Here is a 26941-nt window from a genome sequence, read left to right on the forward strand (position 1 = left end):
GTATAATAATGTATTAATTCCCGCTCACAATTTTTTATAGCTCCGGACTTGATATCTGTTTTCTAATTAAAATCTGAGTATAGTTGGCAAAAAAAGCATTTTCTCCCTGCAAAATCACTCGATTCAACCCTTCAACCTTACCCCTCAATTCACGGTCATAAAAATATAGGCTTCCACTTCGAACTGTGTAGGCTTTGGGATTTTCAGCCATTAATTTATAAAAAGAGGAGAGCCTTTCAAGGTAAACATTCAAGGTATTTAGAGAAAAATTACCTTGCTGATAATAGTCCAGAACTTCAGCATTTATTTGCTTTTTAATGAACTCCTTTTCCTCAGCAGAGAAACCATAAATTTGCACCTGTGTGTTAATATCGCTACGTAAATCTTTTAAGTACCTATCTGCCGCTTGCGCTGATTCTCTTAAGGCACCAATAGTTTTCTTACGTTTTCGAAGTGATTTACGGCTTTTAAAGGTTGCGGCATCTGACATTTCAAATGAAGCGAGATCAGCAAGAGGCCTGAATATTGTGATATGTTGTAAATTGCTATTTCCTGTTAACTTATTACAAATATCGACAGCATATTCCCACTCTTTGAAGGGTTTCCCATCTAATATTTTCTGTGGCAGTGCCTCAACAGTCTCAGTGAGTGAACGCTGTTGTTGTAAATAGAGTTCTGGATTTTTGTTCCAATCATTTGCCTGTAAACGAAATAGACTGAGAATCCCCTGGTTAACACAACTAGCCAGTAGATGTGAAGTCAGTTCCAGCTGCTGCTTTTGTATTTTTCGATAATGATTCAAGCCGTACAAGCCAATAATAACTGCGGCGACGAGTACGGCTATAACTGCAAGTACCTTTTTCACTATTTATTTTTTTTTATAGGTTGAATAAATTTCACCGGCTCTTCACCGGCTTCTTTTCTCTGCCCGGTACTCACTCGAGTTAAAAGTTCAGAGGGATTGGACTGCAGGCGAATCTCATCTTTAAATCCACAAGAAACACACTCTCGATAATTTTTCCCATCTTCCTGGTAATTGACTATTCGATCCATTTCACTACAACGCGGACAAACTGCGCCAGCAATAAAACGTTTTTTGGGCTTTTTGGAGTGCCCGCCAGAATTTTCCTGATCGACCATGATTACTGCTCAACATACATGATTTAGTGGCCTTTTCAGGCCGGGCTGATATTTAATTCAAGCTGCTCAATACCTGAATGACGCAACAGCGCATCAATATCAGGCTCCCTACCGCGAAACTCGACAAACAGCTCAAGCGCATCTCGGCTGCCGCCCTGTTCAAGAATGGAGTGCATAAAGCTTTCCCCGGTAACACTATCGAAAATTCCCTGTTCTTCAAAGAGTGAGAAAGCGTCCGCCGACAGTACTTCTGCCCATTTATAGCTGTAATATCCCGCAGCATAGCCACCGGCAAAAATATGGCTGAAACCATGTTGGAAACGATTTTCCTCCGCTACAGGAACTACCGCCACCTCAGAGCGCACCGCCATTATCAGTTGCTGGATTTTCTCCGCATCCATCGCCTCTTCACTGGCATGTAGACGGAAATCAAATAATGCAAATTCCAACTGTCGTACAGTGAACATGGCTGACTGGAAATTCTTTGCCGCGAGCATTTTTTCCAATAATTCTGCAGGCAGCGCTTCTCCAGTTTGGTAGTGTGCGGAAATCATGGCGATCGCCTGCGGCTGCCAGCACCAATTTTCCAGGAACTGGCTGGGCATTTCCACCGCATCCCAGGCCACACCATTGATACCGGAAACCGCCGCTACATCGATTTGCGTCAGCATATGATGCAGACCATGGCCGAACTCATGGAACAATGTGGTGACTTCATAATGTGTCAGCAGTGAGGGCATATCACCCGCTGCGGGACTAAAATTACACACTAAATAGGCAACCGGCAGCTGTAAGCTATCTTCGCTTCGACGACGAGTGGTGACGGTATCCATCCAGGCCCCGCCACGCTTCTTCTCCCGCGCAAAGGCATCCAGGTAGAAGCCCGCAATACGCTCACCATCCCTGTACAACCAGAAGAACTGAACATCCTTATGCCAGGTTGCCACAGTCGTATCTTCCTGCACGGTAACGCCAAACAGTTTCTCCACCACCGCGAATAAGCCTTCGACGACCTTGGCATAAGGGAAGTATGGCCGCAGCTCTTCCTGGCTAATCGCGTAACGCTGCTGTTTGAGCTTTTCCGCAACCCAGGCGATATCCCAGGGCTGAAGTTCTTCGAGTTGATATTCCTCACTGGCAAATTTGCGCAACTCTGCCATTTCCTGCTCGGCGGCAGGCTTGGCTCTCTTTGCCAGGTCATTGAGAAATTCCAATACGCGTTCGCAACTTGGTGCCATTTTACTGGCCAGAGATAACTCTGCGTAATTAGCCATGCCCAACAGCCGGGCCTGCTCTGCGCGCAGAGCCAGAATAGACTCCATCACTTCTGAGTTGTCGAACTCTCCAGCGTTGGGCCCAACCTCAGAGGCACGGCTGGCGAATGCGGTATGTACAAGCTGACGCAACTCGCGGTTCTCCGCGTGAGTCATTACCGCCAGATAGCTTGGCCCCTCCAGGGTGATCAGCCAGCCATTTTTGCCTTTGGCCTTTGCCGCACTCATCGCGGCCGCTAAAGCCGTTTCCGGCAAACCACTTAAGTCTGCCTCATTTTCGGTATGCCAGCTCCAGGCATTGGTCGCATCCAATACATTATTGGCGAACTGGCTGGTGAGCTCCGACAGTCGCTTGCTGTTCGCTGCAAATCGCTCCCGCGCCTCACCCTCCAGGCCGACCCCACTCAATTCAAAATCCCGCAAGCCGAGCTCAACCGATTTTTTTCGCGGCTGCGGCCAATTCGCAAATTCCGGGGATGCCGCCAGTTGTTGATATACCTCATACAGCTCGCGGTTTTGCCCCTGCTCAGTCCAATAGGCGGTTACCTGAGCGAGCGCTGCCTCATAGGGTGCTCGCCATTCACCACTCAACACACTGTTGAGGTGACTGATAGGTGAGAAAGCGCGATTGAGTTGGTCCTGAACCTGCTCTAGCGGCTCCAGGGTACTCTCCCAGCCGGGGTTCTCTAAACCATGCTGCAACTGCTTTTGGCAGTCTTCGATGAGCTTTGTAATGGCGGGCTTCACCTGTTCGGGCTGCAGCTGGTTGAACGGAGGGAGAAGAGGGATATTCAACAGTGGATTGGACATACGGGACCCTGTGCTCAAAAAAGGATACAGCTATGATAGAGGATTCATTGTACAGGAGCTTCTTTATGTCCCCACTGCGCAGCCACAACGATTCTGTGAGCAAGAAAACCCCGCAACTTGGCCAACGCGTTTTTATTGACCCACAGTCGGCTGTGATCGGTGACGTCACTCTGGGTGATGATTGCTCCATATGGCCCATGGCGGTGGTTCGCGGGGATATGCATCGTATTCAGGTTGGTGCACGTACCAGTGTCCAAGACGGTGCGGTATTGCACATCACCCATGCCGGTCCCTTTAACCCTGAGGGTTGGCCGCTGATAATCGGCGAAGACGTCACGATCGGTCACAAAGCCTGCCTGCATGGCTGTACTATCGGCAACCGGATTTTGATCGGTATCGGCGCCATCGTACTGGACGGTGCTGTGATTGAAGACGAAGTGGTATTGGCGGCAGGCGCGCTGGTACCACCAGGCAAAACCCTGGAGAGTGGCTACCTCTATGTGGGTTCCCCCTGTCGCAAAGCTCGCCCATTATCCGAAAAGGAGAAGGCGTTTTTCAGCTATTCCGCGCAAAACTATGTGAATTTGAAGGATCAATATCTGCGTCAAGATAGTGAATAACTCATCGCCGAGCGATTCAACATCCATGCTCAATCTAATACTGATTAACTGCGAAAGCCTTGTGCACACCAGAGAGACGGTATTTTCAGGCATGGGAGTCGCCACAGCCCCTGTTTATCCCATCATCAAGAGAGCCATAGGCCACACCCTGAGCTGTAGCCTTTTCGAAATAGGGTTTGAGGCTTAATTGGAGAAGCCGCCGCAATCACTTGCGGCGGTATTTACTTACCTGGATGTCCTTTACTTGCCCTGTAGTCGTAGTAGCGCCGATGCGGCAATACCGCCAATAGCACAAGCGAGCACAATCACTAGAGGAGTCATGCTTCCCAGCACAAAAGCGCCATAGTCGTAGCCACGCTGGGGCAGAAGGTAGAACAGCAGGAAAGCAGCTGGCAGCAGTGACAGTAAGGCACCGCGCAAAAGCCAAGCGTTGCGCCAGGGTAACAGGAACAATAGACCACAGAGCCCGCCCCAGACAATTCGCTGGTAGAGATAGGTGTTACTGAGGTGCGGCGCCAGGTCTACCCCCAACCACCGGGTAAAACCATAACTGCCCATAGCCCACAGACCCAGGGCATAACAGAGGCCGCCGAAACAGCCCACCGCAAAACACATAGAGAGATTACGCAACCACTCGCGCACAGCCAGTTTCCCCTTAATTTTGTTGTTATGATTTCAGCCGAATTAATCAGGCTTTTAGTGTTCGCCGCAACTGCGCCAACACCGGTTCTACACGGGGCTTCACTCCGCGCCATAGGAAGAAGGCTTCCGCCGCCTGTCCCACCAGCATGCCGAGACCATCGGCCGCCTCAGCTCCCTGTGCTCGGGCCCAGTGTACAAAAGGCGTCGGCTTTGCACCGTAGACCATGTCATAAGCCCGGCCAGAACTTGTGAGAAGGTCTTCAGGCAGGGGGGGCAATTGATTATCCAGACTTGCTGAACTGGCATTGATTACCAGATCGAAACCACCGCATAGCTCATCCAGCCCACCTGCGGTCATGGCGCCATAGTGGGAAAATTCATCTGCCAGCTGGCAGGCCTTGGCGGCAGTGCGATTGGCAATATGCAATTGTGCGGGGCGCTCGGCCAGTAGCGGCAATAGTGCACCACGAGCGGCGCCACCGGCGCCCAGGAGTAATACCCGCTTATCCTCAATCACCCAACCCAGGTTTTCGCGGATATCCGCCACCAAGCCGGCGCCATCGGTATTGTCACCCAGCAGGTTACCATGCTCGTCGGACACCAGGGTATTTACCGCGCCGGCGGCGGCGGCGCGCTCGGTAAGCTCATCCGCCAGCTCGCAAGCTTCAAGCTTAAACGGCACTGTTACATTGAGACCGCGACCACCCTCGGTAAAAAAGGCCTGCACGGTGCCGGCAAAACCATCGAGTGGGGCGAGCAGTTTCTCGTACACCAGATCTTCCCCGGTCTGAGCGGCAAAGGCGGTGTGAATTTGTGGGGAGAGGGAGTGGTCGATGGGATTGCCTACCACTCCGTAGCGGTCGCTCACGACTGGGTCCTCTTGCGCGCCCTGACCGCTTCGCGGATCTTGGCGCTTTCATCGACGATCACCAAAGCGTCGACTTTAAGGCCCTGATCGGTATCCGTCAGCAGGTAACGGGTGTGGGAGCTGTAGAGTTCGAGTGTCTTGTCGCTTTGCTCGCAGCGATGTAACAGGGTCCAACGCACGCTGGCAAGGCTACTGTAATCGTTCAACTCGATAATCTCGGTCACCGTACCGAGAATTTGGCACACCTCAAGGCGCCTGTAGGCGTTGAGCAACTTTTCGACCTGCTGCACAAAGGCGCTGCGACCCACCGTCAATTTGTTGCCATCTTCACGGTAATAATGCAGAGGGAAGCGGTAATAATCGGCTATCTGCTCCGCATCACCCGTTTCAAAGTGGCGCCTGTAATCCAGGAATAATGAGTTGATAGCTTCCAATCGCGTTTGTTGCACGGCAAACCTCCTTAGTGCCTGATCCGGGTTATACCCAGTCCCTATGCGGCAGAAAATCCGTGTAGAGCTTTTCCTCAGCGGAACCTGGTTCCGGCTGCCAGTTGTACTTCCAACTCACAAGCGAGGGCAATGACATAAGGATAGATTCGGTACGCCCACCGCTCTGCAGGCCAAATAAAGTGCCGCGATCGAACACCAGGTTAAACTCCACATAACGGCCACGGCGGTACAGCTGGAAATCCCGCTCGCGTTCACCGTAAGGCGTATCCTTGCGCTTTTGAATAATGGGCAGGTAAGCCTCCAGATAACTGTCACCCACGGCGCGAGTCAAGGCGAAAGCGTTCTCAAAACCGCCCTCATTAAAATCATCAAAGAAAAGCCCCCCCACTCCACGGGCCTCATCGCGGTGCTTGAGGTAAAAATACTTGTCACACCACTGCTTAAAGCGTGGGTATACCTCTTCACCAAAGGGGAAGCAGGCATTTTTGGCAGTACTGTGCCAATGCACCACATCCTCTTCATAACCGTAGTAAGGGGTGAGGTCGTAGCCCCCTCCAAACCACCAAATCGGCTCCGCGCCAGGTTTTTTGGCGACAAACAACCGTACGTTGGCATGGCTGGTGGGCACATAGGGGTTGCGTGGGTGGATCACCAGGGAAACCCCCATCGCCTCAAAAGAGCAGCCAGCCAGCTCAGGGCGACTGGCCGTAGCAGAGGACGGCAGGCCGTCACCATAGACGTGAGAGAAATTAACCCCACCTTTCTCAATCAGGTTCCCCTCTTCCAGCACGCGGGTTCGGCCGCCGCCGCCACCGGACCTCTCCCAGGCGTCCTCGTGAAACTCCCGGCCGTCCTCGCTACCCAGCGCGCTGCAGATACGATCTTGTAGATCCAGCAGGTAACCCTTTACTTCCTTGGTATCAATATCACTCATGGGGAATCACTAACTCTTCTATAGAAATCAACCACCCGCGCGCAACTGCTCGCCGCTGAGTAGATCGCGAATCTCGCTAGGGGATTTTCGACCACCAGTAGCACCGCCACCGACATAGTCGAGGGCATCACCAAAATAGCGGAGTACCTGGTACTTATGCCGTGCGGGTTGGCACCCCGCCGGATTGGCTGAGGTAGATACGATAGCACCACCAAAAGCCCGTGTTAACGCAGCGGTGAAAGAGTGGTCGGTGTGGCGCAGAGCCACCGCGGGGTGAGCGCCACAGACCCAATAGGGTACGTGGCCTTTATGGGGTACCAGCCAAGTCACGGGGCCGGGCCAGGTTTCCCGCAGCTGCTGGCGCTGCTCGGCGCTGAGGGGGTCGAGCAACTGGCTAAAACTTTCCTCCTCACCGGAAACCAGGATCAGACCTTTCTCCAATGGGCGGTTTTTCAGGCGCAACAGGCGCCTAACGGCCTGCAAGTTATTTGGATCGCAGGCGAGACCCCACACGGATTCGGTGGGGTGAGCGATAACACCGCCCGCCGCCAAGGCGCGGGCGGCCTGCTTAACAGCGAGCGGTGAATACCTCATGGCAGTGTCGCTGTTACTTGGCTTTACGCTGCTGCAGGTCTTTTTGCAGCTGCGCGTCCTTGGCGATGATCGCCTCGGCGTTTGCACGACGCTCATCTACTAGCTTCTGGTGCATTTCCGCATCGGAAGAACCAATAATCTGGGCGGCCAGGTAGGCAGCGTTCTTGGCGCCTGCTTTGCCGATTGCCACGGTAGCAACTGGAATACCGCCGGGCATTTGTACAGTGGACAAAAGCGCATCCAGGCCATCCAGGGAAGCGTTGATCGGCACGCCGATTACCGGCTTCAAAGTAGTGGCGGAAACAGCACCGGCCAGATGCGCAGCCATGCCAGCGGCACAGATAAATGCAGCACACCCACGCTTGTCAGCATCAGTCACATAACTGTGAGTCGCTTCGGGGGTGCGGTGGGCGGAGGTGACTTTTACTTCAAAGGGAATGTCGAATGTCTCCAGTACACCGAAAGCGGCTTCCATTACTGGCAGATCGGAGTCGGACCCCATCAGGATCGCTACAAAAGGCTTGCTCATTTCAACTCTCTTAACTGTCAAAGCGGGGGGAAGCGCCGCAATCTAGCGGATTGCGCAGCCGCGCACAAGGTGTTGCCGAACGTCTCCCCCGGAGCAATCGTTTATCCACAGTCTCCCTTTATTAGGCCACCAGCGCTGAAACTTTAGCCAGGCTCACAATGCGGCTTTAACACCTGCGGCGTAATCCGGGTCCACCTTGTGAAACTCAGCCAATTGCCTCTGCACTATCTCATCTGGAACCCCAGCCATGGCCCTTGCAATATTGCCAAAAAGCCGCTGCTTTTCGCCGTCATCGAAAAGATTGAAGAGCGCCCGGACCTGGCTGTAATCATCGTTGCCCTCGCGATGATCGTAACGATCGGCGGTGCCAGAAAGCGCCAGTGGAGGCTCCTTGGCACTGGGGTCTTCCTGAGGGCCATTGAAACTGTTGGGCTCGTAATAGGCGTCGGGATTACCCGTGCGAATTCCCGTGGTATTCATCTCGCCATCGCGGTAGTAGTTATGCACCGGGCAGTGCGGTGCATTGACCGGCAAATTTTCATAGTGAGTACCCAGGCGGTGGCGGTGGGCATCGGCGTAGGAAAACACTCGCGCCTGCAACATTTTATCTGGGGAAAAACTAATACCCGGCACAATGTTTGAAGGAGAGAAGGCGGCCTGCTCCAACTCGGCAAAATAGTCATCGGGATTGCGATTTAACTCCATCTCGCCAACCTCGATCATTGGGTAATCCCCGTGGGGCCACACTTTGGTCAGATCGAATGGATTGTAAGCTGTCTTGGCCGCTTCAGCTTCCGGCATTATTTGTACCTGAAGGCTCCACTTGGGGTAATCGCCCTTCTCAATTGCACCGAACAACGCCTCCTGGTAGCTCTCACGGGTGCGACCAACCACCTCCTCCGCTTCGGCATCGGTATGGAACTTGTGTCCCTGGCGGGTCTTGAAATGAAACTTCACCCAGAAGCGCTCACCAGCACTGTTCCACAGAGAGTAAGTATGGGAACCGTAACCGTTCATATGCATGGGTGAAATCGGAAGGCCGCGGTCGGAGAAGAGGATCGTAACCTGGTGCAGACTTTCCGGGGACAGCGACCAGAAATCCCACATGGCGGTGGGGGAGCGCAGGTGACTGCGGGGATGGCGTTTTTGCGTGTGGATAAAATCGGGGAACTTGTAGGGGTCGCGTACGAAAAAGACGGGGGTGTTATTGCCTACCAGGTCCCAGTTGCCCTCCTCGGTATAGAACTTCAGGGCAAATCCACGCACATCGCGCTCGGCATCTGCCGCCCCCAACTCCCCGGCCACCGTAGAAAAACGGGCGATCATCGGTGTTTCTGCGCCCTTCTTCAGTACCTTGGCACAAGTGTATTTGCCGATATCCCCGGTGATGCGCAGTGTGCCGTAAGCCCCCCACCCTTTAGCATGTACGGTGCGTTCGGGAATCCGCTCGCGATTCTGATGGCCGAGTTTCTCCAGCAGCTGATAATCCTGAATTAATAGCGGCCCTCGTGGGCCCGCAGTCAAACTATTTTGATTATCCGGAATGGACGCGCCGGCATCGGTGGTGAGTTTGGGTTTATCCGCCATAACCTGCCTCCTGTTTGAGAATCCACTGAGTATTAACGCTGTGCCAATGGTTCGCGAACCATCCGGCGGCTGCAGCCTCTAGGATGATTTAAGTGGTTACGCCCTCGCCCCGAAGACAGCAACTTGCGCCCTGCACTGTCAGCTGATAACCGCCGGGCAACTGCTCCAACAGCCCCTCCAACTCCATTTGCAGCAACAGCGCCATCAGTTCACCGGTGGACTCCCCGGTATCCGCCGCCAGCTGTTCAATACTGCGTGGACCGCCCTGCAGGGCTAACAGTAATTCCTGTTGTTGATTGTCAAGCGCTACCCTAATTGTGACTTCACTCTTTACGGACTCAGACAACAAGCCGCCCAGCTGTCCGGCAATATCTGCACTGGTTTCCACCAATGTCGCCCCTTCTCGAATCAAGTGATGGCAGCCCCTGGCCATAGGGTTGTGAATAGAGCCGGGTATGGCGAAGACCTCGCGATTTTGTTCCAGCGCCAGGCGCGCGGTAATCAGTGAGCCCGATCGCACCGCTGCCTCTACCAGCAATACTCCCATGGAGAGCCCGCTGATTATCCGGTTGCGACGCGGGAAATTTTTCGCCTCGGCACCGCTGCCGAGTGGCAATTCGCTGACAATAGCGCCGCCAGCGGCAAGGATATCTTCGGCCAGGACTCGGTTTTGGCGGGGGTAGACGGAGTCGACGCCGCTGCCCAACACCGCAATCGTGACCCCCTCACCTCTCAATGCCCCCTGGTGCGCTGCCGTATCCACTCCCAGAGCCAGCCCTGAAGTGATAGCAAAACCGGAGCGGGCCAGCTCCATGGCAAAGCTGCGGGCATTATCCAAGCCGGCGGTGGTGGCACGACGCGCACCGACAATAGCGATCTGGGGTATAGAGAGAGCGGCGCGGGCACCGCGTAAATACAGTAATGGTGGCGGTCGCGAGATTTCCGCAAGTAAGTCCGGGTAGTCCATATCATCGTGGTGCACCAGCTGCACACCGATTTGCGCACAGCGGGCTCGTTCGGCAGCCACCCACTCCAACAACTCGCTCTGGGCACCAAGACGGCAACACTCTCGCCATTGGGATTGCGCCCGTGGCGGCAGTTTGCTTAACAAAGTTGGGGGAAATTGCAGTAGAGCCCGATCGGGGCTATCGAAATGCTCTAGCAGCTGCCAGTAACGGGCAGGGCCCAAACCCTCAAGGCGCAGCAGGGCTATACTGGCGGTCAACGCATCCATGCAGCTTACCGTTTTGTCTGTTTTGATGGAAAGTGGCTATTCAGCGGTGCGGCACTCCAAACAGCAAGAGTCACCGCACTCTCTATCTCTACTTACATCTACTTGTTATGGGTTGCGCACCGAGTCCATCACCGCCAGGGGGCGATCGGCTTCGAGAATCAACGCCAGGCTCATCTTCTCAAAGGTGCGGAAAACCATCATCTCGCCAGCGCGTTCATCTGGAAGTTTTACGCTGTCCCCGGCAATGCGATCACGAACCATAGAGCCGCGCTTATAAACGGCCATCACATTGCCGGGCACTATGCCATCGCGCTCCCCCAGGTTGAGGATGACCACGTCAAGCTTGCCGATCTGGGTCACACCCTCATCCACACCCACAATTAAGCCATTTACCGTCACTGCGGGAGCACTGGGATGGAAGAGCGCGTCAATAGAACGCTCTTCCACCGGCATCAAATGATCCTCAAGGCGGATCTCGCGGGCGGTACTGGCCACGCCCAGAGTGGCGACAGAGAATCCAGGCCGGTTATCCGGATCCAGCTGCAGCAAATCCACCTCACCCACACCCAACGCCTGGCGTCCCAGAGTCTCATTACTGACGGGGTCTACATACACAGGGCCTGGGCGGTAGAGGCCATAGGAAGCCAGGGGCACCTCGAATTCACCGCGCGCATAGATGGTATCACCCGCGCCCATAAGAATGTGGTTATCGGAACCGGACACAATATAAGGCGTGCCCTCGAAGGCATCTGGCTCGACGATACGGGTGCGCGACAGGAAAGCATTGATAGCATCCAGGGGAATTGCCGGGATAGCATCCTCTACCGCCTCACGGCGAATCTGAGGTGTCAGGCGATTGCCGTTTGCACCCGGTGACAATTGATAGGCACGCGGTCCGCGCTGTAGTTGCAGTTGTGGCTGACCATCTACATACACCAGGCGCAAGCTGTCGCCGGGGAAGATCAAGTGGGGGTTCTCAACCTGCGGGTTGACTTGCCAGATCTCCGGCCAATACCAGGGCTGTACCAGAAATTCACTGGAGATATCCCATAGGGTATCGCCCTTTTGCACAACATAGGCATCCGGGTGGCTGGGATTCAGGCGCACCTGATCCTGCGCTTGGGTGCCAAGGGCGACCGCCAACATCGAGACGGCGGCCAGGATTATTTTTTTCATGGAAGCATTCCTATGCTCTTTATCGCTATAATTCTCAGCGCCGGGTCACCCTTCACAGGAAATGTGGCCAGCCCCGGGCGCGCGGCGCCAGCGAAAATCGGGGTCCACTCGGTAAATATTGAGCGCGATCATAATGTTATCAGCGCACGTTCAACGAATACTAGAAGTTTGTCACAGGTGTTATGGCTAAACTCGAGATACTGGAATTTCCCGATCCGCGCCTGCGTGAGATCGCCAAACCCGTCGCAAAAGTCACCGACGCGCACCGCCAGCTGCTAGAAGACATGTTCGAAACCATGTACGCGGCACCTGGTATTGGTCTTGCCGCGACTCAGGTCAATGTCCATGAGCGTATCGTGGTGGTGGATATCTCTGAGGACAACAGCGAACCGTTGGCCTTTATCAACCCCGAAATCGAGGTGTTAGAGGAAGAAATCCATCAGTACGATGAGGGCTGCCTTTCGGTACCCGGCTTCTACGAGACGGTGGAACGCCCACGCAAGGTGCGAATCAAGGCTCTGGACCGCAACGGCGAACCCTTTGCCATAGAAGCTGAGGGACTGCTGGCAGTGTGTATCCAGCATGAAGTCGATCACCTGGATGGCAAGCTATTCGTGGATTACATCTCCCCACTCAAGCGCAACCGCATTCGCTCCAAGCTGGAAAAGTCCCAGCGCCGACGCGCCTGACATAAAGAACTGGCCGCCGGCTGGCCCGGCGCCATCTCCACCCCTCGATTTGAGAATCCGCCAGTGAATATCATTTTTGCCGGCACGCCGGACTTTGCCGCCGTGCACCTGCAGGCGCTGCTCGATAGCGACCACCACGTCATTGCCGTTTACACCCAACCAGACAGGCCGGCGGGGCGCGGCAAGAAACTGCTGGCAAGTCCGGTCAAGCAGCTGGCCCTCTCCCACGATATCCCCGTGTATCAGCCACAGAGCCTGCGCGACCAGGCAGCCCAAGAAGAACTAGCGGCGCTCGGCGCCGATATTATGGTGGTGGTGGCCTATGGTCTGATCCTGCCGCAGACGGTGCTGGACAACCCTCGATTGGGCTGTATCAACGTACACGCTTCCCTACTGCCGCGCTGGCGCGGCGCCGCTCCCATCCAACGTGCCGTTGAGGCAGGTGACAGCCAGAGTGGTGTGGCAATTATGCAAATGGAGGCCGGACTGGATACAGGTCCAGTGCTGGTGGAGCGCCGCTGCGACATCACTGAAAAAGAAACGGGCGGCAGCCTGCACGACAAACTCGCCGAACTCGGCGGACCGGCCCTGATCGAGGCCCTGGCGCAACTGGCGTTAGGCACGGCCAAGCCGGAAGTCCAGGATGATACAACGGCCAACTACGCCAATAAAATCACCAAAGAGGAAGCGCGCATCGACTGGCAGCGCCCGGCGCAGGAACTTCAGCGCCAGATCCGCGCCTTCAACCCTTTCCCTGTGTGCTGGACCACCTTTAGCGATAGCAAAGGCGAGCAACGCCTGCGTATCTATAGCGCCAGCCTTGAACGCGGCTGCCACAGCGATACGCCCGGCACTGTTTTGGCCTGTGACGATGAAGGCATCCTGGTGGCCTGTGGTCGAGAGGCCCTGCGCCTGCAAATACTGCAGTTGCCCGGTAAAAAGGCACTGCCCGCAACAGAAATTTTGAAAGGCTACCGGGCGCTATTTGCCCCAGGCACACAATTGGGATCATTATGAGTAGAGATGTACGCGCCGAAGCGGCCCGGGTAGTGGCCGCGCTGCTGGAAGCGCAAGGTTCACTGGCGCGCCTGTTACCAAAAGCCGAGGACAAGGTTGAGGAGCGCGACCGCCCCCTGTTGCGTGAACTTTGTTACGGCTGTGCTCGCACTGCCCCGCGCCTGCAACTGATCGCTGCGAAACTGCTGCGCAAAACTCCCAGTGATAGCCTGGTGAGTGCTCTGATCCTGCTGGGGCTCTATCAGCTGGAATATACCCGCATCCCCGATCACGCAGCTATCTCTGCCACAGTTAACGCTGCCCGCAGCCTTAAACTGGATCGCGCCACCGGCCTGATCAACGGTGTGCTGCGCAACGCCCTGCGCGAAAGCGAACACTTGCAGAGAAAATTATCCGGCAACCCACAATTCAGCTCTGTGCACCCGGCCTGGCTGCAACAGGCGATCAAAGCCGCCTGGCCAACCCAGGCGTCGGAAATTTTCCGCGCCAACAATACCAATCCGCCCATGACCCTGAGGGTCAATAGCGCGCGCATCTCCCGCGAGGATTACCTGCAGCAGCTCGACGAAACCGGGCTGTCTGCCGAAGCCTGTGCTCTTTCGCCCGTGGGTATCACCCTGCTCGAGGCAGTGCCGGTGGGCATTCTGCCCGGTTTTGCCGAGGGCCTGGTGAGTGTGCAGGATGAATCCGCCCAGCTGGCGGCACAACTGCTGGCCCCACGTGAAGGCGAGCGGGTACTGGATGCCTGCGCCGCGCCCGGAGGCAAGAGCTGTCATCTGCTGGAACAGCAACCCTCAATCGAATTGAGCGCCCTCGATATCGAGGAGGAGCGCCTCGACCGGGTACAGGAAAACCTGGAGCGTTGCGGCCTCTCCGCACAATTGATCTGCGCCGACGCGGCCGCGGCCGATGCCTGGTGGGACGGGCAACAGTACGACCGTATCCTGCTCGACGCGCCCTGCTCCGCCACAGGAGTCATCCGCCGTAACCCGGATATCAAACTATTGCGCCGCGCCGAGGATATCGCCGAGCTGGCCAAGCTGCAGGCGGAAATACTGCGCGCCACCTGGGCACTGCTCAAACCCGGCGGCAGCCTGCTTTACGCCACCTGCTCGGTGCTGCCAGCCGAAAATAGCGAAGTTGTCGCCGCCTTCATTGCGGAGATCAAGGATGCGAGCGACAATACTCCGGAACTGCTGCACGGTAAGTCCTGGGGTGAAAAGCAAGTTGCGGGAATGCAACTGTTACCCCATAACGGTGGCGGCGACGGTTTCTACTACGCTCTGCTCAACAAAGCCGAATAACAGCAGCGCTAGCCGCGGGTCTTATCCGATATGAAAATTGTCATTCTCGGCGCCGGCCAGGTGGGCGGCTCACTAGCGGAAGCCCTGGCCTCCGAACGCAATGATATTGTCCTGGTGGACAGCAATGATAAAACCCTGCGTGAGCTGCGCGACCGCATTGATATCGGCGTGGTCAACGGCCACGCATCGCACCCAGATGTACTGCTGAAAGCCGGTATTGAGGATGCCGATATTCTGGTGGCAGTAACCAATAACGATGAAACCAATATGGCGGCCTGCCAGATTGCCCACTCGTTGTTCCGTGTGCCCACCAAAATCGCGCGCGTGCGCGCCTCCTCTTATCTGCAATATCCCCAGTTGTTCGACAACCAAGCCATTCCCATCGACGTGCTGATCAGCCCCGAGCAGTTGGTCTCCGAATATATCGCGCGTTTAATGGAAAACCCCGGCGCGCTACAGGTACTGGACTTTGCCAGTGGCCGCGTGCAGTTGGTCACGGTGCTGGCAGTTCAGGGCGGCCCCTTGGTGGGACACCAGCTGCGCTATCTGCGCGAGCATATGCCCAAGGTGGATACCCGTGTTGCGGCCATCTACCGGCGCAACCGGCCGATTATTCCCCAGGGGGATACGGTGATTGAAGCCGGCGACGAAGTATTTTTTATCGCCGCACGAGCCGATATTCGCGCGGTAATGAGCGAGCTGCGCCGCCTGGAACACGGTTATAAACGCGTGATAATTGCCGGTGGCGGTAATATCGGCCTGCGTCTCGCCACTAAGCTTGAGAACCGCTACTCGGTCAAGATTATCGAGCAGAGCCATGAGCGCTGTGTGTTTTTATCCGAGGAGTTGTCCCACACCATTATCCTGCACGGCAGCGCCTCCGATCAGGAATTGTTGCTTGAGGAAAATATCGAGGACACCGATGTTTTCCTCGCCCTCACCAATGAAGACGAAGCTAACATCATGTCGTCTCTTTTGGCCAAGCGCCTGGGCGCGCGCAAGGTGATGACGCTGATCAACAATCGCGCCTACGTTGACCTGGTGCAGGGCGGTGAAATTGATATTGCCATTTCGCCCCAACAAAATACCATCGGCAGCCTGCTTACCCATGTGCGCCGCGGTGATATGGTCAATGTGCATTCCCTGCGCCGCGGCGCCGCCGAAGCGATCGAGGTGGTCGCCCACGGCGATGAGCGCACCTCAAAGGTGGTCGGAAAGAAAATCGAGGATATCGACCTGCCGGAGGGTGCCTCCATTGGCGCCATAGTGCGCGAAACAGTAAACGGCAGCGAAGTGTTAATGGCCCACGACGATGTGATTGTACAGAGCAACGATCACGTGATTGTATTTCTGGTGGATCGCCGCCAGACACGCCATGTGGAGCAATTGTTCCAGGTTGGCTTCGGTTTCTTCTGAGCCGGGGCGTATTGATGAACCCGGCGATCACTATCTCCGCCGTTCTTACATTGTTACAACAGAAAGCAGGCAGATAGGCGCCAATGCGAATTGCGGTAATTGCGCGAGTTTTTGGAATTCTCCTTACGGTATTCAGTCTGACACTGCTGCCGCCTATTGGCGTGTCCCTGTGGTATGGGGATGGCACCCACTACGCCTTTGTATCGGCCTTTGCCATTACCCTCATCACGGGTCTTTTTATGTGGCTGCCAGTACACGACCTGCACCAGGATTTGCGCACCCGCGACGGCTTTGTGGTGACCTCGCTCTTCTGGTTGATCCTCGGCAGTTTCGGCTCACTGCCCTTTTTTATCAGCCCCCTACCGGACCTGAGTATTACCGACTCCATTTTTGAATCGATTTCCGGGCTCACCACCACTGGTGCTACGGTGATTACCGGCCTGGATTCCCTGCCTCCCGCCATTCTCTACTACCGACAACAGTTGCAGTGGTTTGGCGGCATCGGCGTAATTGTTATCGCCCTGGCGATCCTACCCATGCTGGGTATCGGTGGGATGCAGTTGTATAAGACTGAAATTCCCGGCCCGGTAAAAGACACCAAGCTGACACCACGCATTGCGGAAACTGCGCGAGCATTGATTGTGATTTATCTTATTCTCACGATCCTGTGCAGTCTCGGTTACTGGTGGGCTGGCATGACGGTATTCGACGCCATCGGCCATGCCTTCTCCACAGTGGCAAATGGCGGCTTTTCCACTCATGATGCCAGTATGGGTTTCTATGCCCACAACCGCGCAATCATGTTGATCTGCATCGTGTTTATGTTGCTTGCCGCGATCAACTTCGGCCTTCATTTTTATGCCTTCCGCAACAAAACCCTCAAGCACTACTGGTACGATTCTGAACTGCGCTTTTATATTTTATTGCTTCTCGGTTCGGGGATGCTGATCAGCTTTTATCTTTGGTATCTGCAAATCTTTTCCCCCGGCAACAGTTTCCTGCACGGCTTTTTCCAGGTGGTTTCCATCAGTACTACCGCCGGTTTTGCCTCAGAAAATTTCGCCGCCTGGCCGGTCTTTCTGCCCTATGCGCTGCTACTCTTAGGCGTTCTCGGCGCCTGTGCCGGCTCCACCTCCGGGGGCATCAAAGCCATACGTGGGTTATTGATAATGAAGTCGGGGCTGCGCGAGCTGAACCGACTGGTTCACGCCAATGCCGTAATTCCCATCAAGATCAACCGCAAGATAGTCCCAAGCCGGGTAACTGATGCCATATGGGGTTTCTTCGCGGTCTATGTGCTGTCGTTTTTTATTCTCTCTATTATTGTCATCGCAACCGGCGAAGACTTTGTCACCTCGGTGACCACTGTTGCCTCGTGTATGAGCAATATCGGTCCCGCCCTGGGCAGTGCATCTTCCCACTTCGGCTCCGTCAATGAAGTGGCCAAGTGGTTCCTGATCCTGGCTATGCTGATGGGTCGCCTGGAAATTTTCACCCTGTTGGTGCTGCTGACCCCCGCCTTCTGGCGCCATTAATTAAACGCCGCCACTGCAGGCGAGATCGAATAGCAATATTTTTTAGTTTCTGCCACAGTTGTTCTTTACAGGAAGTAATGAATAAGAACATGGTTGTATGAGCAGAAACACCAGTGAGCTGCTCGGTCAATTGAAAATTGACCGGGATACGGCTCCCGAATTGCCATCATCGTCCCGGAAAACCCTGTTGGCAGCTTCAACCGGCGCTGTCGCTGGCCTGCTGATAGGTTTTTTTGGCGCCTCCTTATTCGCCGACGATCCATCCGCTAATTCTTCTCCAATCCCAGCCCTAGCCAACACACACGCTACCCAACCCACCCCTTCCACTGGCTCACACATGGAGACGGTGCTGAACGCTTCCGGATATATCACCGCGCGACGCATGGCCACGGTATCCGCGGAAGTAATGGGGTTGATCAGCAGCGTCGATGTCGAGGAGGGTATGCAGGTAGAGGAAGGCCAGGTGCTGGCCCGCCTGGATAACGTCAAGGCACGCGTCAGCCTGGCATTTGCCCGCGCGCAGATTCAGGTACTACAGGCCCAGGAAGCCAGCATTCTCGCTAAATTAAAAGAGGCCGAGCGTCAATACCAACGTTTCGCCGGGTTGCGCGACAAAAATTACTCCAGCAAAGCGCAACTGACCCAGAGTGAATCCACAGTCGAAGGCTTGAGGGCGGATTTAAAAAGCGCCAGGGCAAATATTGAGGTGGCCAAGCTGGAGGCTGAGCGTCAGCGTGAGCGCTTGGAGGACCACACTATTCGCGCTCCCTTTGCCGGTATCGTCACACAGAAAAATGCCCAGCCCGGCGAAATTGTCGCCCCCAGCTCCGCCGGTGGCGGTTTCACCCGCACCGGTATCTGTACCATCGTGGACATGGACTCTCTGGAGATTGAAGTGGATGTCAACGAGGCATTTATCGGCCGCATCTCCACTGGGCAAAAGGTAAATGCGAACTTAGATGCCTACCCGGAATGGGATATTCCCGCCACGGTGGTGGCGATCATTCCAACCGCCGATCGCGCCAAGGCGACCGTGCGCGTGCGTATCGGCATCGATCAAAAGGACTCGCGTATCCTGCCGGATATGGGGGTAAAGGTTGGCTTTCTTGCCGGGGAGGAAGTAGCGTTTTAACGGCACAGACTACGGCTCTAATTATTCATTTAAAAAAGGAAATTACAGATGTCTGAAGATGTGTTGTTTCAGTTAAATGGTGTCGGTAAGAGTTTTGTCAAAGGTAAGGAGAAAATTTCTATATTTGACGATCTCAATATGAGTATTGAACGCGGAGATTTTGTCGCCATCATGGGGCCATCAGGCTCCGGAAAAACCACCCTGTTAAATATGCTCGGCGGTGTCGATCAGCCTACCAGTGGGGAAATTTGGTTTGATGGCACCCGTATAGACTCCCTCAGTGAGAGCGCCCTGACCCGCTGGCGCGCACAGAATATCGGCTTTATTTTCCAGTTCTACAATCTGATGCCGATGCTCAATGCACAGCGCAATGTGGAACTCCCACTCTTACTGACCAAACTCTCCAAGGCGCAACGTCGTAAAAATGTGGAAACCGCCCTCGCTCTGGTGGGCCTGAGCGATCGAGCCAAACATATGTCCAGTGAAATGTCCGGCGGTCAGCAGCAGCGTGTTGCCATTGCCCGCGCGATTGTCTCTGATCCAAAACTCATTCTGTGTGATGAGCCGACTGGTGACCTGGACCGCGCCACCGCCGATGAAATTCTGGAGATGCTGCAATTGCTCAACCGCGATCACGGCAAGACTATCGTCATGGTCACCCACGACCCGGCCGCGGCCAAATACGCCAAGCTCACCCTGCATCTCGATAAGGGAAAATTTGTGCAGAGGGAAATTGTGGCATGAACGATCTCTATTTAATTTATAAAAATATGACAAGGAAACCTCTACGGTTATTCCTCACTTGTTTTGCTATTTTTATCGCCTTTCTGATTTTTGGCGCCGTTACCAGTTTAAAAACCGCTCTCAATTCCAGTGTGGAGTTATCTGCTGATAATCGTCTGGTGGTTTTTAACCGGATTAATTTCACTCAATCGCTGCCCATCTCTTATTTTCAAAAAGTCGCTGCGGTGGAAGGAGTAAAAGATGTCACCCACCTGAACTGGTTTGGTGGTTATTATCAGGAACAGAGCCGGCAAATTGTCTCTCTTGCGGTAGATCCAGAATCCTATCTGCGCGTTTACGAGGAAATAGTGATTCCGGAAGAGCAAAAACAGGCTTGGTTTAATAACCGACAGGGCGCTCTGGTGGGTGAGAAACTCGCACAAATTTATGGATGGAAAGTGGGTGACAGGATTCCCATTTCCTCGAATATATTTACCCATAAAGACGGTGGTTACACCTGGGAATTTGTGGTTTCCGGAATTTTTAAAGGGGATTCCGAGCAGTACGATACCCGCCAGATGTTATTTCACTACAAATATTTTATGGAAACTCAGACATTCGGCAATGACTGGATCGGCTGGATGGCGCTCACCACGGACGATCCCTCTCTCAATGAAAAAGTGGCAAAAACTATCGATGACAGTTTTGCCAATTCTCAAAGTGAAACCGATACCAGCACGGAAAAATCCTTTAATAAAGCCTTTATCGAGCAAATCGGCAATATCGGCCTGATTATTTTCTCGGTCGTTTTTACCGCGTTTTTCACCATTCTGATTGTGGTCGGCAACACCATGGCCCTGGCGATTCGCGAGCGCACAGGCGAGATCGCGGTGTTAAAAACTCTGGGGTTTTCCAGCGCGCGTATTTTTCGCATGGTACTATCGGAATCCCTGTTGATCGCCTTTATCGGCGGCCTCTCTGGACTCGCCGCGGCCTGGCTTTTAGTTGAAGGGGTAAAAACCTTCCTCGCCCGCTTCCTGCCCAACTTGATTCTCGATGGCGACATCGCGCTGCAAGCTCTGCTCTTTATGCTGTTGCTGGGAATTATTACCGGCCTATTACCGGCCTTTAACGCGCTGCGTCTGAATATTGTCTCGGCATTTAATCGTCAGCCTTAAAAACATTGTATCGAGCCTCTCACTACAGAAAGCGCCCGATTGATAAAGCCCAACCGGAGGGAAGCCCATGGGCTCTCTAATTGCACAAATAATTTCAGTAACCCTGATGAACCTGGGCAGCCTGCGCCGGCGCCTGTGGATGTCACTGGCGATGGTTCTGGCCTCGGCGGTGGTGGTGGCGATTCTGCTGGCTTTTCTCGCCATGGCCAAAGGCTTCGAGGAAACCATGCGCGGTGCCGGCTCCAGCCAGATCGCCATCCTGATGCGCGAAGGTTCCTCCACCGAACTCAACTCGGTGATCCTGCAGGATCAGGTCAATCTAATTACCGAGTCCGCGGGAGTGGCCCGAGATGCCAATGGCCCACTGGTTTCACCGGAACTGTATGTCATTGTGGATGGCATCAAAAGGTCCAGCGGCACCGAGGCCAATATCCCCCTGCGCGGCCTCAACGAAACCGGCATGGCCATGCGTACCAATATGCGCTTAACCGAAGGCCGTATGTTTGTCCCAGGAACCAATGAAATGATTGTCGGTGAGGGGGTTCTGCGAGAGTTCAGTGGATTTGATATTGGTAGCGAGGTGCGCTTTGGCAAAAACCTGTGGAAAGTCGTCGGGGTTTTTTCCACAGGGGGCAATATTTTCGAGAGTGAGCTGTGGGCAGATATCAAAACCATCCAGAGTCATTACAACCGCGGTAGCAGTTACCAATCGATTCGCCTGCAACTGGACAATGACGGCGGCTTGGCATCGGTTAAGCAAACCATTGCGCGGGAACCACGCCTGAATCTGGATGCCCAGACCGAGCGGGAGTATTTCGCCAGCCAGGGCAAACAGCTGCAATATATCGCCACTTTTGGCTGGGTCATCAGTGCCGTGATGGCCCTCGGCGCCCTGGCCGGTGCGCTCAATACCATGTACACCTCTGTAGCGGACCGCGCCAAGGAAATTGCCACACTGCGCGCCCTCGGCTTTAGCAATTTCTCCGCCTTCTGCGGCACTATCGCCGAGGCCATGGTGCTGGCTGTGGCCGGTGGCCTTTTGGGTTCCCTGGCTGCCTACCTGTTCTTCGACGGCCTGAATACTTCAACACTGGGTGGCAGTTTTACCCAAGTGGTATTTAGTTTTGAGATGTCCCCGGATCTTTTCCTGCAAGGTGCCATACTGGCGCTGGTGATCGGCTTTGTCAGTGGCTTTTTCCCCGCTTGGCGCGCCGCGCGTATGCCGGTAATTGTGGCATTTCGCCACGCGGCATAAAGCTCGTCTCGTTGCCTATTCTAGTTACCGATAGAAATAGGGGCCGCTACGGCCCCTATTTTTGTTTGCGGTAGATTTTACTCTTGCCTTCCGGCTGGCGTCGGAAGCGCTTGTATTCCCACTGATACTGCTCCGGCGCCTGGGCGATGCAGGCCTCCACACCACGGTTCATCGCCGCCAGGGATACTTTTTGCTCTTCACTGTAAATCGCTTTTTCAGCAGGGACAAAAACCAGCTCAAAGCCGCCCTCTACACGCTTACCAAATCCAAAAACTACATGGCAGTGAGTGCGCTGTATGAGATTGTGCACCAGGGTCATAGTCAGGGCCGGGCGTCCAAAAAATGGGGCAAAGTCACCGCCCATATCCGGTTCCTGGTCGGGCAGAATCAGGGCTAAATTACCGGCCTTCAGAGATTTGAGCAGCGACCGCACGCCGTGCACATTGGTGGGCACCATCTTGCCGCCGGTCACTTCACGTCCGCTGCGAATTACCGGGTCCAGGGCTTCGATTTTGGGTGGCTGATAAAGCACAGCACAGGGGGCCAAAGTGCCCACATACAGTCCAAATATTTCCCAGTTGCCGGTATGCGGCATCAACACGATGGTACCGCGCCCTTCCGCCTCGCCGGCATTGAGCAACTGCTGGTTGCGCACCCGTACAATGGCATTTTCATTTTTGGCCCAGGGCGTATTCCACAGTGACGCCATCTCAAAACCAGCTATGGCCGTGTTGATCACGCTCTCTCTCGCCAGCTTTTCGCGCTGCTTGGGATCCATTGCCGGATAGCAAAGCTTGAGATTGATCCGGCTCAGACGAAGGCCCTCGGAACGAATCCACACTGCCATTTTGCCGGCAAACCAACCCAATCGCCGCGACCAGTGCAGCGGCAGTTTGCCGATCATTTTCAGTGCCCCAACAGCAAGGCGCCCCTTAATATCCACTCACAACTTCCTATACAAAAGCCACTTGAAAGTGACTGTGTTGCCCAAGTATGGCCATTGAAACCTCGCGACGCGGCTATAGCGCTTTAAGCACAGGAGCCGCTACCGCTATAATTGCGTCCCTTTGCCCACAGCAGATACTGATCCGGAGATAGCGGTGTCCAAGCAATACGATCTCAGTACCTTCCAGGGACTTATTTTTGCCCTGCAGGATTATTGGGCGCGCCAAGGGTGCGTCATTCTACAGCCTCTGGATATGGAAGTGGGCGCTGGCACCTTTCATCCGGCCACCTTCCTGCGCGCCATAGGCCCGGAAAACTGGAATGCGGCCTATGTGCAGCCCTGCCGCCGCCCCACCGATGGCCGCTACGGCGAGAACCCCAACCGCCTGCAGCACTACTACCAATACCAGGTAGTGATGAAGCCGTCCCCAGACAATATCCAGGAATTGTATCTCGACAGCCTGCGCGCCATGGGCGTGGACCCGGCCATTCACGATATCCGCTTTGTGGAAGATAACTGGGAGTCCCCAACCTTGGGAGCCTGGGGTCTCGGCTGGGAGGTGTGGCTGAACGGTATGGAAGTCACCCAGTTTACCTACTTCCAGCAAGTGGGCGGTCTGGAGTGCTACCCGGTAACCGGTGAGATCACCTACGGTCTCGAGCGTATCGCTATGTACCTGCAGGGGGTCGAGTCTATCTACGACCTGGTATGGACCCGCAACCCGGACGGCAGCCCCGTTACTTACGGCGATGTTTTCCACCAGAACGAAGTGGAGATGTCCCACTACAACTTTGAACACGCCGATGTGGAATTCCTGTTCGCCACCTTCGATCACTGTGAGCGCGAGAGTACGCGCCTGATCGAACTGGGCCTGCCGCTACCCGCTTACGAGCAGGTCATGAAAGCCTCCCACGCCTTCAACCTGTTAGACGCACGCCACGCCATCTCGGTGACCGAGCGCCAGCGCTACATCCTGCGTGTGCGCACTTTGGCCCGCGCCGTGGCACAAGCCTATTACGATGCGCGCCGCGCCTTAGGTTTCCCCCTGGCAGATGAGGCACTGCGTACGGATATTCTGGCGGAAAACATCGAGCAAGAGGAGAAGCAGTAATGGCTCAGGATTTTCTGGTAGAGCTGGGCACCGAAGAGCTGCCACCCAAGGCGTTACACAAGTTAATGAACGCCTTCTCCGATGGCATTACCCAAGGCCTCAAAGGCGCCGAGTTGTCTTTTGGCGAAGTTAAATCCTACGCAGCCCCGCGCCGCCTGGCAGTAGCCGTTTTCGGCCTGGAAGACAAGCAGCAGGACAAACAAATTGAAAAGTTGGGTCCAGCAGTTCAGGCCGCCTTCGACAAAGAGGGCAAGCCCAGTAAAGCCGCGGAAGGTTTCGCTCGCAGCAACGGTGTGACCTTTGAGGAGCTGGGGCGCAAAGAAACCGACAAAGGCGAGCGCCTGGCTTTTATCAGCGAACAAAAAGGTGCTGAAACCGAAACCTTATTGGCAGACATCGTCGAGAAAGCACTAGCTCAGTTACCCATTCCCAAGCGCATGCGCTGGGGTGCGCGCCGTGAGGAATTCGTGCGCCCGGTTCACTGGCTGGTCATGCTGTTTGGTAACAAGGTGGTGGATGGCGAAGTACTCGGCTTAAAAGCCGGTAACACCAGCCGTGGTCACCGCTTCCACTGCAATCGCGAATTGGAAATCCACTCCGCCCACGATTACGCACAAGTATTGCGTGAACCCGGCTACGTCATGGCGGACTTCGCCGAGCGCCGCGAAGCCATTCGCGCCCAGGTGATCGCCGAGGCCAATAACGTCAATGGTGAAGCTGTCATCGACGACGATCTGCTCGACGAAGTCACCGCACTGGTGGAGTGGCCCGTAGCCCTCACCGGCCGCTTCGAAGAGCGTTTCCTGGACGTGCCCGCAGAGGCCCTGATCTCCTCCATGAAGGAGCACCAGAAGTATTTCCACGTGGTGGATGAAGACGGCCAATTGCTGCCTTTCTTTATCACTGTGTCCAATATCGAAAGCCAGGACGCCGCCCAGGTTATTCACGGCAATGAACGCGTTATTCGCCCGCGCTTGGCGGATGCCGCCTTCTTCTTCGAGACTGACAAGAAGACCAGCCTGGAATCGCGTCGTGAAAAATTGCGCCAAATCGTTTTCCAACAGCACCTGGGCAGCGTCTATGACAAGACCGAGCGGGTCTCCGCTTTGGCGCGCACCATTGCCGATAAAACCGGCAGTAACGGCGACTGGGCCGAGCGCGCCGGGCGCCTGTGCAAGTCGGACCTGGTTACCGAGATGGTGTTCGAGTTTGCCGATATGCAGGGCATCGCCGGTTACTACTATGCCGAAAATGACGGCGAGCCGTTGGATGTAGCCAAGGCTATGTACGAGCAGTACATGCCCAAGTTTGCCGGCGATGAGCTGCCCGCCAGCGACACCGGTACCGTTATCGCCCTGGCGGATCGCCTCGATACTTTGGTCGGTATCTTCGGTATCGGCCAGCCGCCCAGCGGCTCTCGCGATCCATTTGCCTTACGTCGCGCCAGCCTGGGCGTTATTCGCATTCTGGTAGAGAAGCGTCTCGACCTGGACCTGCGCGAACTGCTGGAACTGGCCCGCGACAACTACCCGCGCACCGCCCTGGGCGAATACGACAAGGTGGTAGAGCAAACCCTGCAATACGTACTGGACCGCTTCCGCGCCCGCTACGAGGACCAGGGTATTGCTACCGAGGTATTTATGTCGGTTGCCGCGCGCAAGCTGTCGCGCCCGCTGGATATCGACAACCGCGTACACGCGGTCAATGCCTTCAACCAGCTACCGGAATCCGGCGCCCTGGCAGCAGCGAACAAGCGCGTTTCCAATATTCTCGCCAAACTGGATACCGCCGTGCCCAACAGTGTCGATGAAGCACTACTGCAGGAGGAAGCGGAGAAGGCACTGTTCGCCGCAGTACAAGTTGCCCGCACTGAAGTGGAACCGCTGTATAGCGATGCGCTCTTCGCCGAAGGCCTCGCCGGTCTGGCGGGACTTCGCGAAACGGTGGATAACTTCTTCGACCATGTGATGGTGATGAGCGACGACGAACAACTGCGCAACAACCGTCTGGCCCTGCTGGCCCAACTGCGCGCACTGTTCCTCGAAGTTGCCGACATTTCCCTGTTGGTTCCCGCCAAGTAATGGCTACTTGAACCGGGGCATAGTGCCCCGGTTCAGCGACACAGGCGAATCAACATGGCAATTATCATTCTCGGCCGCGACGGGGTCATCAACCAAAACCCCCACCAGTTCGTGAAATCGGCAGACGAGTGGCAGCCCCTGCCTGGCAGTATTGAGGCACTGGCTGCGCTCAGTCAGGCCGGCCACCAATTGGTTATCGCAACCAACCAGAGCGGCTTGGCTCTGGGCCAGTTTGACCTGGATGACTTGGAGGCAATACATGCCAATATGCGCTCTCAGGTAGAGGATGCTGGCGGTGAAATTGCTGCAATTTTCTATTGCCCTCATGGACCTGAAGACAATTGCCGTTGCCGAAAACCCCAGGCGGGCCTGCTTGATGCCATTGAAGCAGAATTCGACACCAGCCTGCACGGTTGTTATCTGCTGGGCGATAAACTGGCCGATTTACAGCTTGCCCTAAGCAAAGGGTGCAAGCCGGTACTGGTAAAAACCGGCGCAGGCACCGAGACTTTGCAACAGCTGGTTGAGAACCCCGATCCAAAGCTGGCGGAAACCGCGGTGTTTGAAAACTTAGCCGGTTTCAGTCAATTTCTAGTGGGCCCCTGAGCCCACCAACCTTCACTTTTATAGCCCTCAACATTTAAAGAGCCATTCACTGACTTCTGTGAAGTACATCGTCACAGATCCGCTCCACTCA

General features: G+C 55.0%; 26 protein-coding genes. 13 read left to right on the forward strand and 13 right to left on the reverse strand.

Annotated features, from left to right (window positions below; all coding sequences use genetic code 11):
* Positions 1–34: 34 nt before the first annotated feature.
* The 3 genes from LC073_RS04165 to LC073_RS04175 are packed head-to-tail and all read right to left on the reverse strand — an operon-like array spanning position 35 to position 3224.
* Positions 35–865, reverse strand: a complete 831-nt coding sequence (locus LC073_RS04165) for a hypothetical protein (protein ID WP_226643807.1) — start codon at positions 863–865, stop codon at positions 35–37.
* A complete protein-coding gene (locus LC073_RS04170) occupies positions 865–1140 on the reverse strand; it encodes a YheV family putative zinc ribbon protein (protein WP_226643808.1) in 276 nt (91 codons plus the stop codon). The genes LC073_RS04165 and LC073_RS04170 overlap by 1 nt, the downstream gene beginning before the upstream one ends.
* Positions 1141–1175: 35 nt before the next feature.
* Positions 1176–3224: a M3 family metallopeptidase gene (locus tag LC073_RS04175; RefSeq protein WP_226643809.1), complete on the reverse strand. Its 2049-nt coding sequence runs from the start codon at positions 3222–3224 to the stop codon at positions 1176–1178.
* 65 nt (positions 3225–3289) lie between these two features.
* On the opposite strand from LC073_RS04175, the gene LC073_RS04180 reads away from it, so the two are divergent.
* A complete protein-coding gene (locus tag LC073_RS04180; protein WP_226643810.1) occupies positions 3290–3844 on the forward strand; it encodes a gamma carbonic anhydrase family protein in 555 nt (184 codons plus the stop codon).
* Between the two features lie 240 nt (positions 3845–4084).
* Here the strand turns inward: LC073_RS04180 and LC073_RS04185 are convergent, their stop codons facing one another.
* The 9 genes from LC073_RS04185 to LC073_RS04225 all read right to left on the reverse strand — a co-directional run bounded on the left by LC073_RS04185 (position 4085) and on the right by LC073_RS04225 (position 11857).
* Positions 4085–4486, reverse strand: coding sequence for a hypothetical protein (locus LC073_RS04185; protein ID WP_226643811.1), 402 nt, complete (start codon positions 4484–4486; stop codon positions 4085–4087).
* A 46-nt stretch (positions 4487–4532) separates the two neighbouring features.
* Positions 4533–5354 carry a shikimate dehydrogenase gene (gene aroE / locus LC073_RS04190; protein ID WP_226643812.1) on the reverse strand — a complete coding sequence of 274 codons (822 nt, stop codon included), beginning with the start codon at positions 5352–5354 and terminating at the stop codon, positions 4533–4535.
* Complete coding sequence (locus LC073_RS04195; protein WP_226643813.1) at positions 5351–5803, reverse strand: hypothetical protein; 453 nt, start codon at positions 5801–5803, stop codon at positions 5351–5353. Before LC073_RS04195 ends, aroE begins: the two co-directional genes overlap by 4 nt.
* Positions 5804–5831: 28 nt before the next feature.
* Entirely contained in the window at positions 5832–6737 is a 906-nt protein-coding gene (hemF, locus tag LC073_RS04200) for an oxygen-dependent coproporphyrinogen oxidase (RefSeq protein ID WP_226643814.1), read from the reverse strand.
* A 27-nt stretch (positions 6738–6764) separates the two neighbouring features.
* Positions 6765–7331, reverse strand: coding sequence for an L-threonylcarbamoyladenylate synthase (locus LC073_RS04205; protein ID WP_226643815.1), 567 nt, complete (start codon positions 7329–7331; stop codon positions 6765–6767).
* A gap of 13 nt (positions 7332–7344) precedes the next feature.
* Positions 7345–7860 (reverse strand): 5-(carboxyamino)imidazole ribonucleotide mutase, encoded by a 516-nt coding sequence (purE, locus tag LC073_RS04210; protein ID WP_226643817.1) that lies wholly within the window; start codon positions 7858–7860, stop codon positions 7345–7347.
* Positions 7861–8013: 153 nt separating this feature from the next.
* Positions 8014–9447, reverse strand: a complete 1434-nt coding sequence (locus LC073_RS04215) for a catalase (RefSeq protein ID WP_226643819.1) — start codon at positions 9445–9447, stop codon at positions 8014–8016.
* An 88-nt stretch (positions 9448–9535) separates the two neighbouring features.
* Positions 9536–10681, reverse strand: a complete 1146-nt coding sequence (dprA, locus tag LC073_RS04220) for a DNA-processing protein DprA (RefSeq protein WP_226643821.1) — start codon at positions 10679–10681, stop codon at positions 9536–9538.
* A 105-nt stretch (positions 10682–10786) separates the two neighbouring features.
* A complete protein-coding gene (locus LC073_RS04225) occupies positions 10787–11857 on the reverse strand; it encodes a LysM peptidoglycan-binding domain-containing protein (RefSeq protein WP_226643823.1) in 1071 nt (356 codons plus the stop codon).
* Between the two features lie 182 nt (positions 11858–12039).
* On the opposite strand from LC073_RS04225, the gene def reads away from it, so the two are divergent.
* The 9 genes from def (at position 12040) to LC073_RS04270 (ending at position 22106) form a co-directional block, all read left to right on the forward strand.
* Positions 12040–12546, forward strand: coding sequence for a peptide deformylase (gene def, locus LC073_RS04230; RefSeq protein WP_226643825.1), 507 nt, complete (start codon positions 12040–12042; stop codon positions 12544–12546).
* A 63-nt stretch (positions 12547–12609) separates the two neighbouring features.
* On the forward strand, positions 12610–13563 hold the full coding sequence (gene fmt, locus LC073_RS04235) for a methionyl-tRNA formyltransferase (RefSeq protein WP_226643827.1): 954 nt from the start codon (positions 12610–12612) through the stop codon (positions 13561–13563).
* On the forward strand, positions 13560–14867 hold the full coding sequence (gene rsmB / locus LC073_RS04240; protein WP_226643829.1) for a 16S rRNA (cytosine(967)-C(5))-methyltransferase RsmB: 1308 nt from the start codon (positions 13560–13562) through the stop codon (positions 14865–14867). Before fmt ends, rsmB begins: the two co-directional genes overlap by 4 nt.
* 30 nt (positions 14868–14897) lie before the next feature.
* Positions 14898–16283, forward strand: coding sequence for a Trk system potassium transporter TrkA (trkA, locus tag LC073_RS04245; RefSeq protein WP_226643831.1), 1386 nt, complete (start codon positions 14898–14900; stop codon positions 16281–16283).
* 83 nt (positions 16284–16366) lie between these two features.
* Positions 16367–17818 (forward strand): TrkH family potassium uptake protein, encoded by a 1452-nt coding sequence (locus tag LC073_RS04250; protein ID WP_226643834.1) that lies wholly within the window; start codon positions 16367–16369, stop codon positions 17816–17818.
* Between the two features lie 97 nt (positions 17819–17915).
* Positions 17916–18950 carry an efflux RND transporter periplasmic adaptor subunit gene (locus LC073_RS04255; RefSeq protein WP_226643837.1) on the forward strand — a complete coding sequence of 345 codons (1035 nt, stop codon included), beginning with the start codon at positions 17916–17918 and terminating at the stop codon, positions 18948–18950.
* A 48-nt stretch (positions 18951–18998) separates the two neighbouring features.
* The gene (locus tag LC073_RS04260; RefSeq protein ID WP_226643839.1) at positions 18999–19694 is read left to right on the forward strand and encodes an ABC transporter ATP-binding protein; all 696 of its coding nucleotides are present in this window, start codon (positions 18999–19001) and stop codon (positions 19692–19694) included.
* Complete coding sequence (locus tag LC073_RS04265; RefSeq protein WP_226643841.1) at positions 19691–20851, forward strand: ABC transporter permease; 1161 nt, start codon at positions 19691–19693, stop codon at positions 20849–20851. The genes LC073_RS04260 and LC073_RS04265 overlap by 4 nt, the downstream gene beginning before the upstream one ends.
* A 67-nt stretch (positions 20852–20918) precedes the next feature.
* Positions 20919–22106, forward strand: coding sequence for an ABC transporter permease (locus tag LC073_RS04270; RefSeq protein WP_226643843.1), 1188 nt, complete (start codon positions 20919–20921; stop codon positions 22104–22106).
* Positions 22107–22161: 55 nt separating this feature from the next.
* On the opposite strand, the gene LC073_RS04275 is transcribed toward LC073_RS04270, so the two are convergent.
* Positions 22162–23049: a lysophospholipid acyltransferase family protein gene (locus LC073_RS04275; protein WP_226643845.1), complete on the reverse strand. Its 888-nt coding sequence runs from the start codon at positions 23047–23049 to the stop codon at positions 22162–22164.
* A 157-nt stretch (positions 23050–23206) separates the two neighbouring features.
* On the opposite strand from LC073_RS04275, the gene glyQ reads away from it, so the two are divergent.
* The 3 genes from glyQ to gmhB are packed head-to-tail and all read left to right on the forward strand — an operon-like array spanning position 23207 to position 26850.
* Positions 23207–24163: a glycine--tRNA ligase subunit alpha gene (glyQ, locus tag LC073_RS04280; protein ID WP_226643847.1), complete on the forward strand. Its 957-nt coding sequence runs from the start codon at positions 23207–23209 to the stop codon at positions 24161–24163.
* Entirely contained in the window at positions 24163–26244 is a 2082-nt protein-coding gene (gene glyS, locus LC073_RS04285; RefSeq protein WP_226643848.1) for a glycine--tRNA ligase subunit beta, read from the forward strand. Before glyQ ends, glyS begins: the two co-directional genes overlap by 1 nt.
* Before the next feature lie 54 nt (positions 26245–26298).
* Complete coding sequence (gene gmhB / locus LC073_RS04290; protein ID WP_226643851.1) at positions 26299–26850, forward strand: D-glycero-beta-D-manno-heptose 1,7-bisphosphate 7-phosphatase; 552 nt, start codon at positions 26299–26301, stop codon at positions 26848–26850.
* Positions 26851–26941 lie beyond the last annotated feature (91 nt).

The sequence above is a fragment of the Microbulbifer variabilis genome (genome assembly GCF_020524905.1).
Classification (GTDB): Bacteria; Pseudomonadota; Gammaproteobacteria; order Pseudomonadales; family Cellvibrionaceae; genus Microbulbifer; species Microbulbifer variabilis_A.

Excerpts from the sequence above, each read along its gene's own strand:
- LC073_RS04170 (WP_226643808.1), bottom strand. The coding sequence starts at position 1,140 with ATGGTCGATCAGGAAAATTCTGGCGGGCACTCCAAAAAGCCCAAAAAA.
- LC073_RS04175 (WP_226643809.1), bottom strand. The coding sequence starts at position 3,224 with ATGTCCAATCCACTGTTGAATATCCCTCTTCTCCCTCCGTTCAACCAG.
- LC073_RS04180 (WP_226643810.1), top strand. The coding sequence starts at position 3,290 with ATGTCCCCACTGCGCAGCCACAACGATTCTGTGAGCAAGAAAACCCCG.
- hemF (WP_226643814.1), bottom strand. The coding sequence starts at position 6,737 with ATGAGTGATATTGATACCAAGGAAGTAAAGGGTTACCTGCTGGATCTA.
- LC073_RS04205 (WP_226643815.1), bottom strand. The coding sequence starts at position 7,331 with ATGAGGTATTCACCGCTCGCTGTTAAGCAGGCCGCCCGCGCCTTGGCG.
- purE (WP_226643817.1), bottom strand. The coding sequence starts at position 7,860 with ATGAGCAAGCCTTTTGTAGCGATCCTGATGGGGTCCGACTCCGATCTG.
- LC073_RS04215 (WP_226643819.1), bottom strand. The coding sequence starts at position 9,447 with ATGGCGGATAAACCCAAACTCACCACCGATGCCGGCGCGTCCATTCCG.
- dprA (WP_226643821.1), bottom strand. The coding sequence starts at position 10,681 with ATGGATGCGTTGACCGCCAGTATAGCCCTGCTGCGCCTTGAGGGTTTG.
- LC073_RS04225 (WP_226643823.1), bottom strand. The coding sequence starts at position 11,857 with ATGAAAAAAATAATCCTGGCCGCCGTCTCGATGTTGGCGGTCGCCCTT.
- def (WP_226643825.1), top strand. The coding sequence starts at position 12,040 with ATGGCTAAACTCGAGATACTGGAATTTCCCGATCCGCGCCTGCGTGAG.
- rsmB (WP_226643829.1), top strand. The coding sequence starts at position 13,560 with ATGAGTAGAGATGTACGCGCCGAAGCGGCCCGGGTAGTGGCCGCGCTG.
- trkA (WP_226643831.1), top strand. The coding sequence starts at position 14,898 with ATGAAAATTGTCATTCTCGGCGCCGGCCAGGTGGGCGGCTCACTAGCG.
- LC073_RS04250 (WP_226643834.1), top strand. The coding sequence starts at position 16,367 with ATGCGAATTGCGGTAATTGCGCGAGTTTTTGGAATTCTCCTTACGGTA.
- LC073_RS04255 (WP_226643837.1), top strand. The coding sequence starts at position 17,916 with ATGAGCAGAAACACCAGTGAGCTGCTCGGTCAATTGAAAATTGACCGG.
- LC073_RS04260 (WP_226643839.1), top strand. The coding sequence starts at position 18,999 with ATGTCTGAAGATGTGTTGTTTCAGTTAAATGGTGTCGGTAAGAGTTTT.
- LC073_RS04265 (WP_226643841.1), top strand. The coding sequence starts at position 19,691 with ATGAACGATCTCTATTTAATTTATAAAAATATGACAAGGAAACCTCTA.
- LC073_RS04270 (WP_226643843.1), top strand. The coding sequence starts at position 20,919 with ATGGGCTCTCTAATTGCACAAATAATTTCAGTAACCCTGATGAACCTG.
- glyS (WP_226643848.1), top strand. The coding sequence starts at position 24,163 with ATGGCTCAGGATTTTCTGGTAGAGCTGGGCACCGAAGAGCTGCCACCC.
- gmhB (WP_226643851.1), top strand. The coding sequence starts at position 26,299 with ATGGCAATTATCATTCTCGGCCGCGACGGGGTCATCAACCAAAACCCC.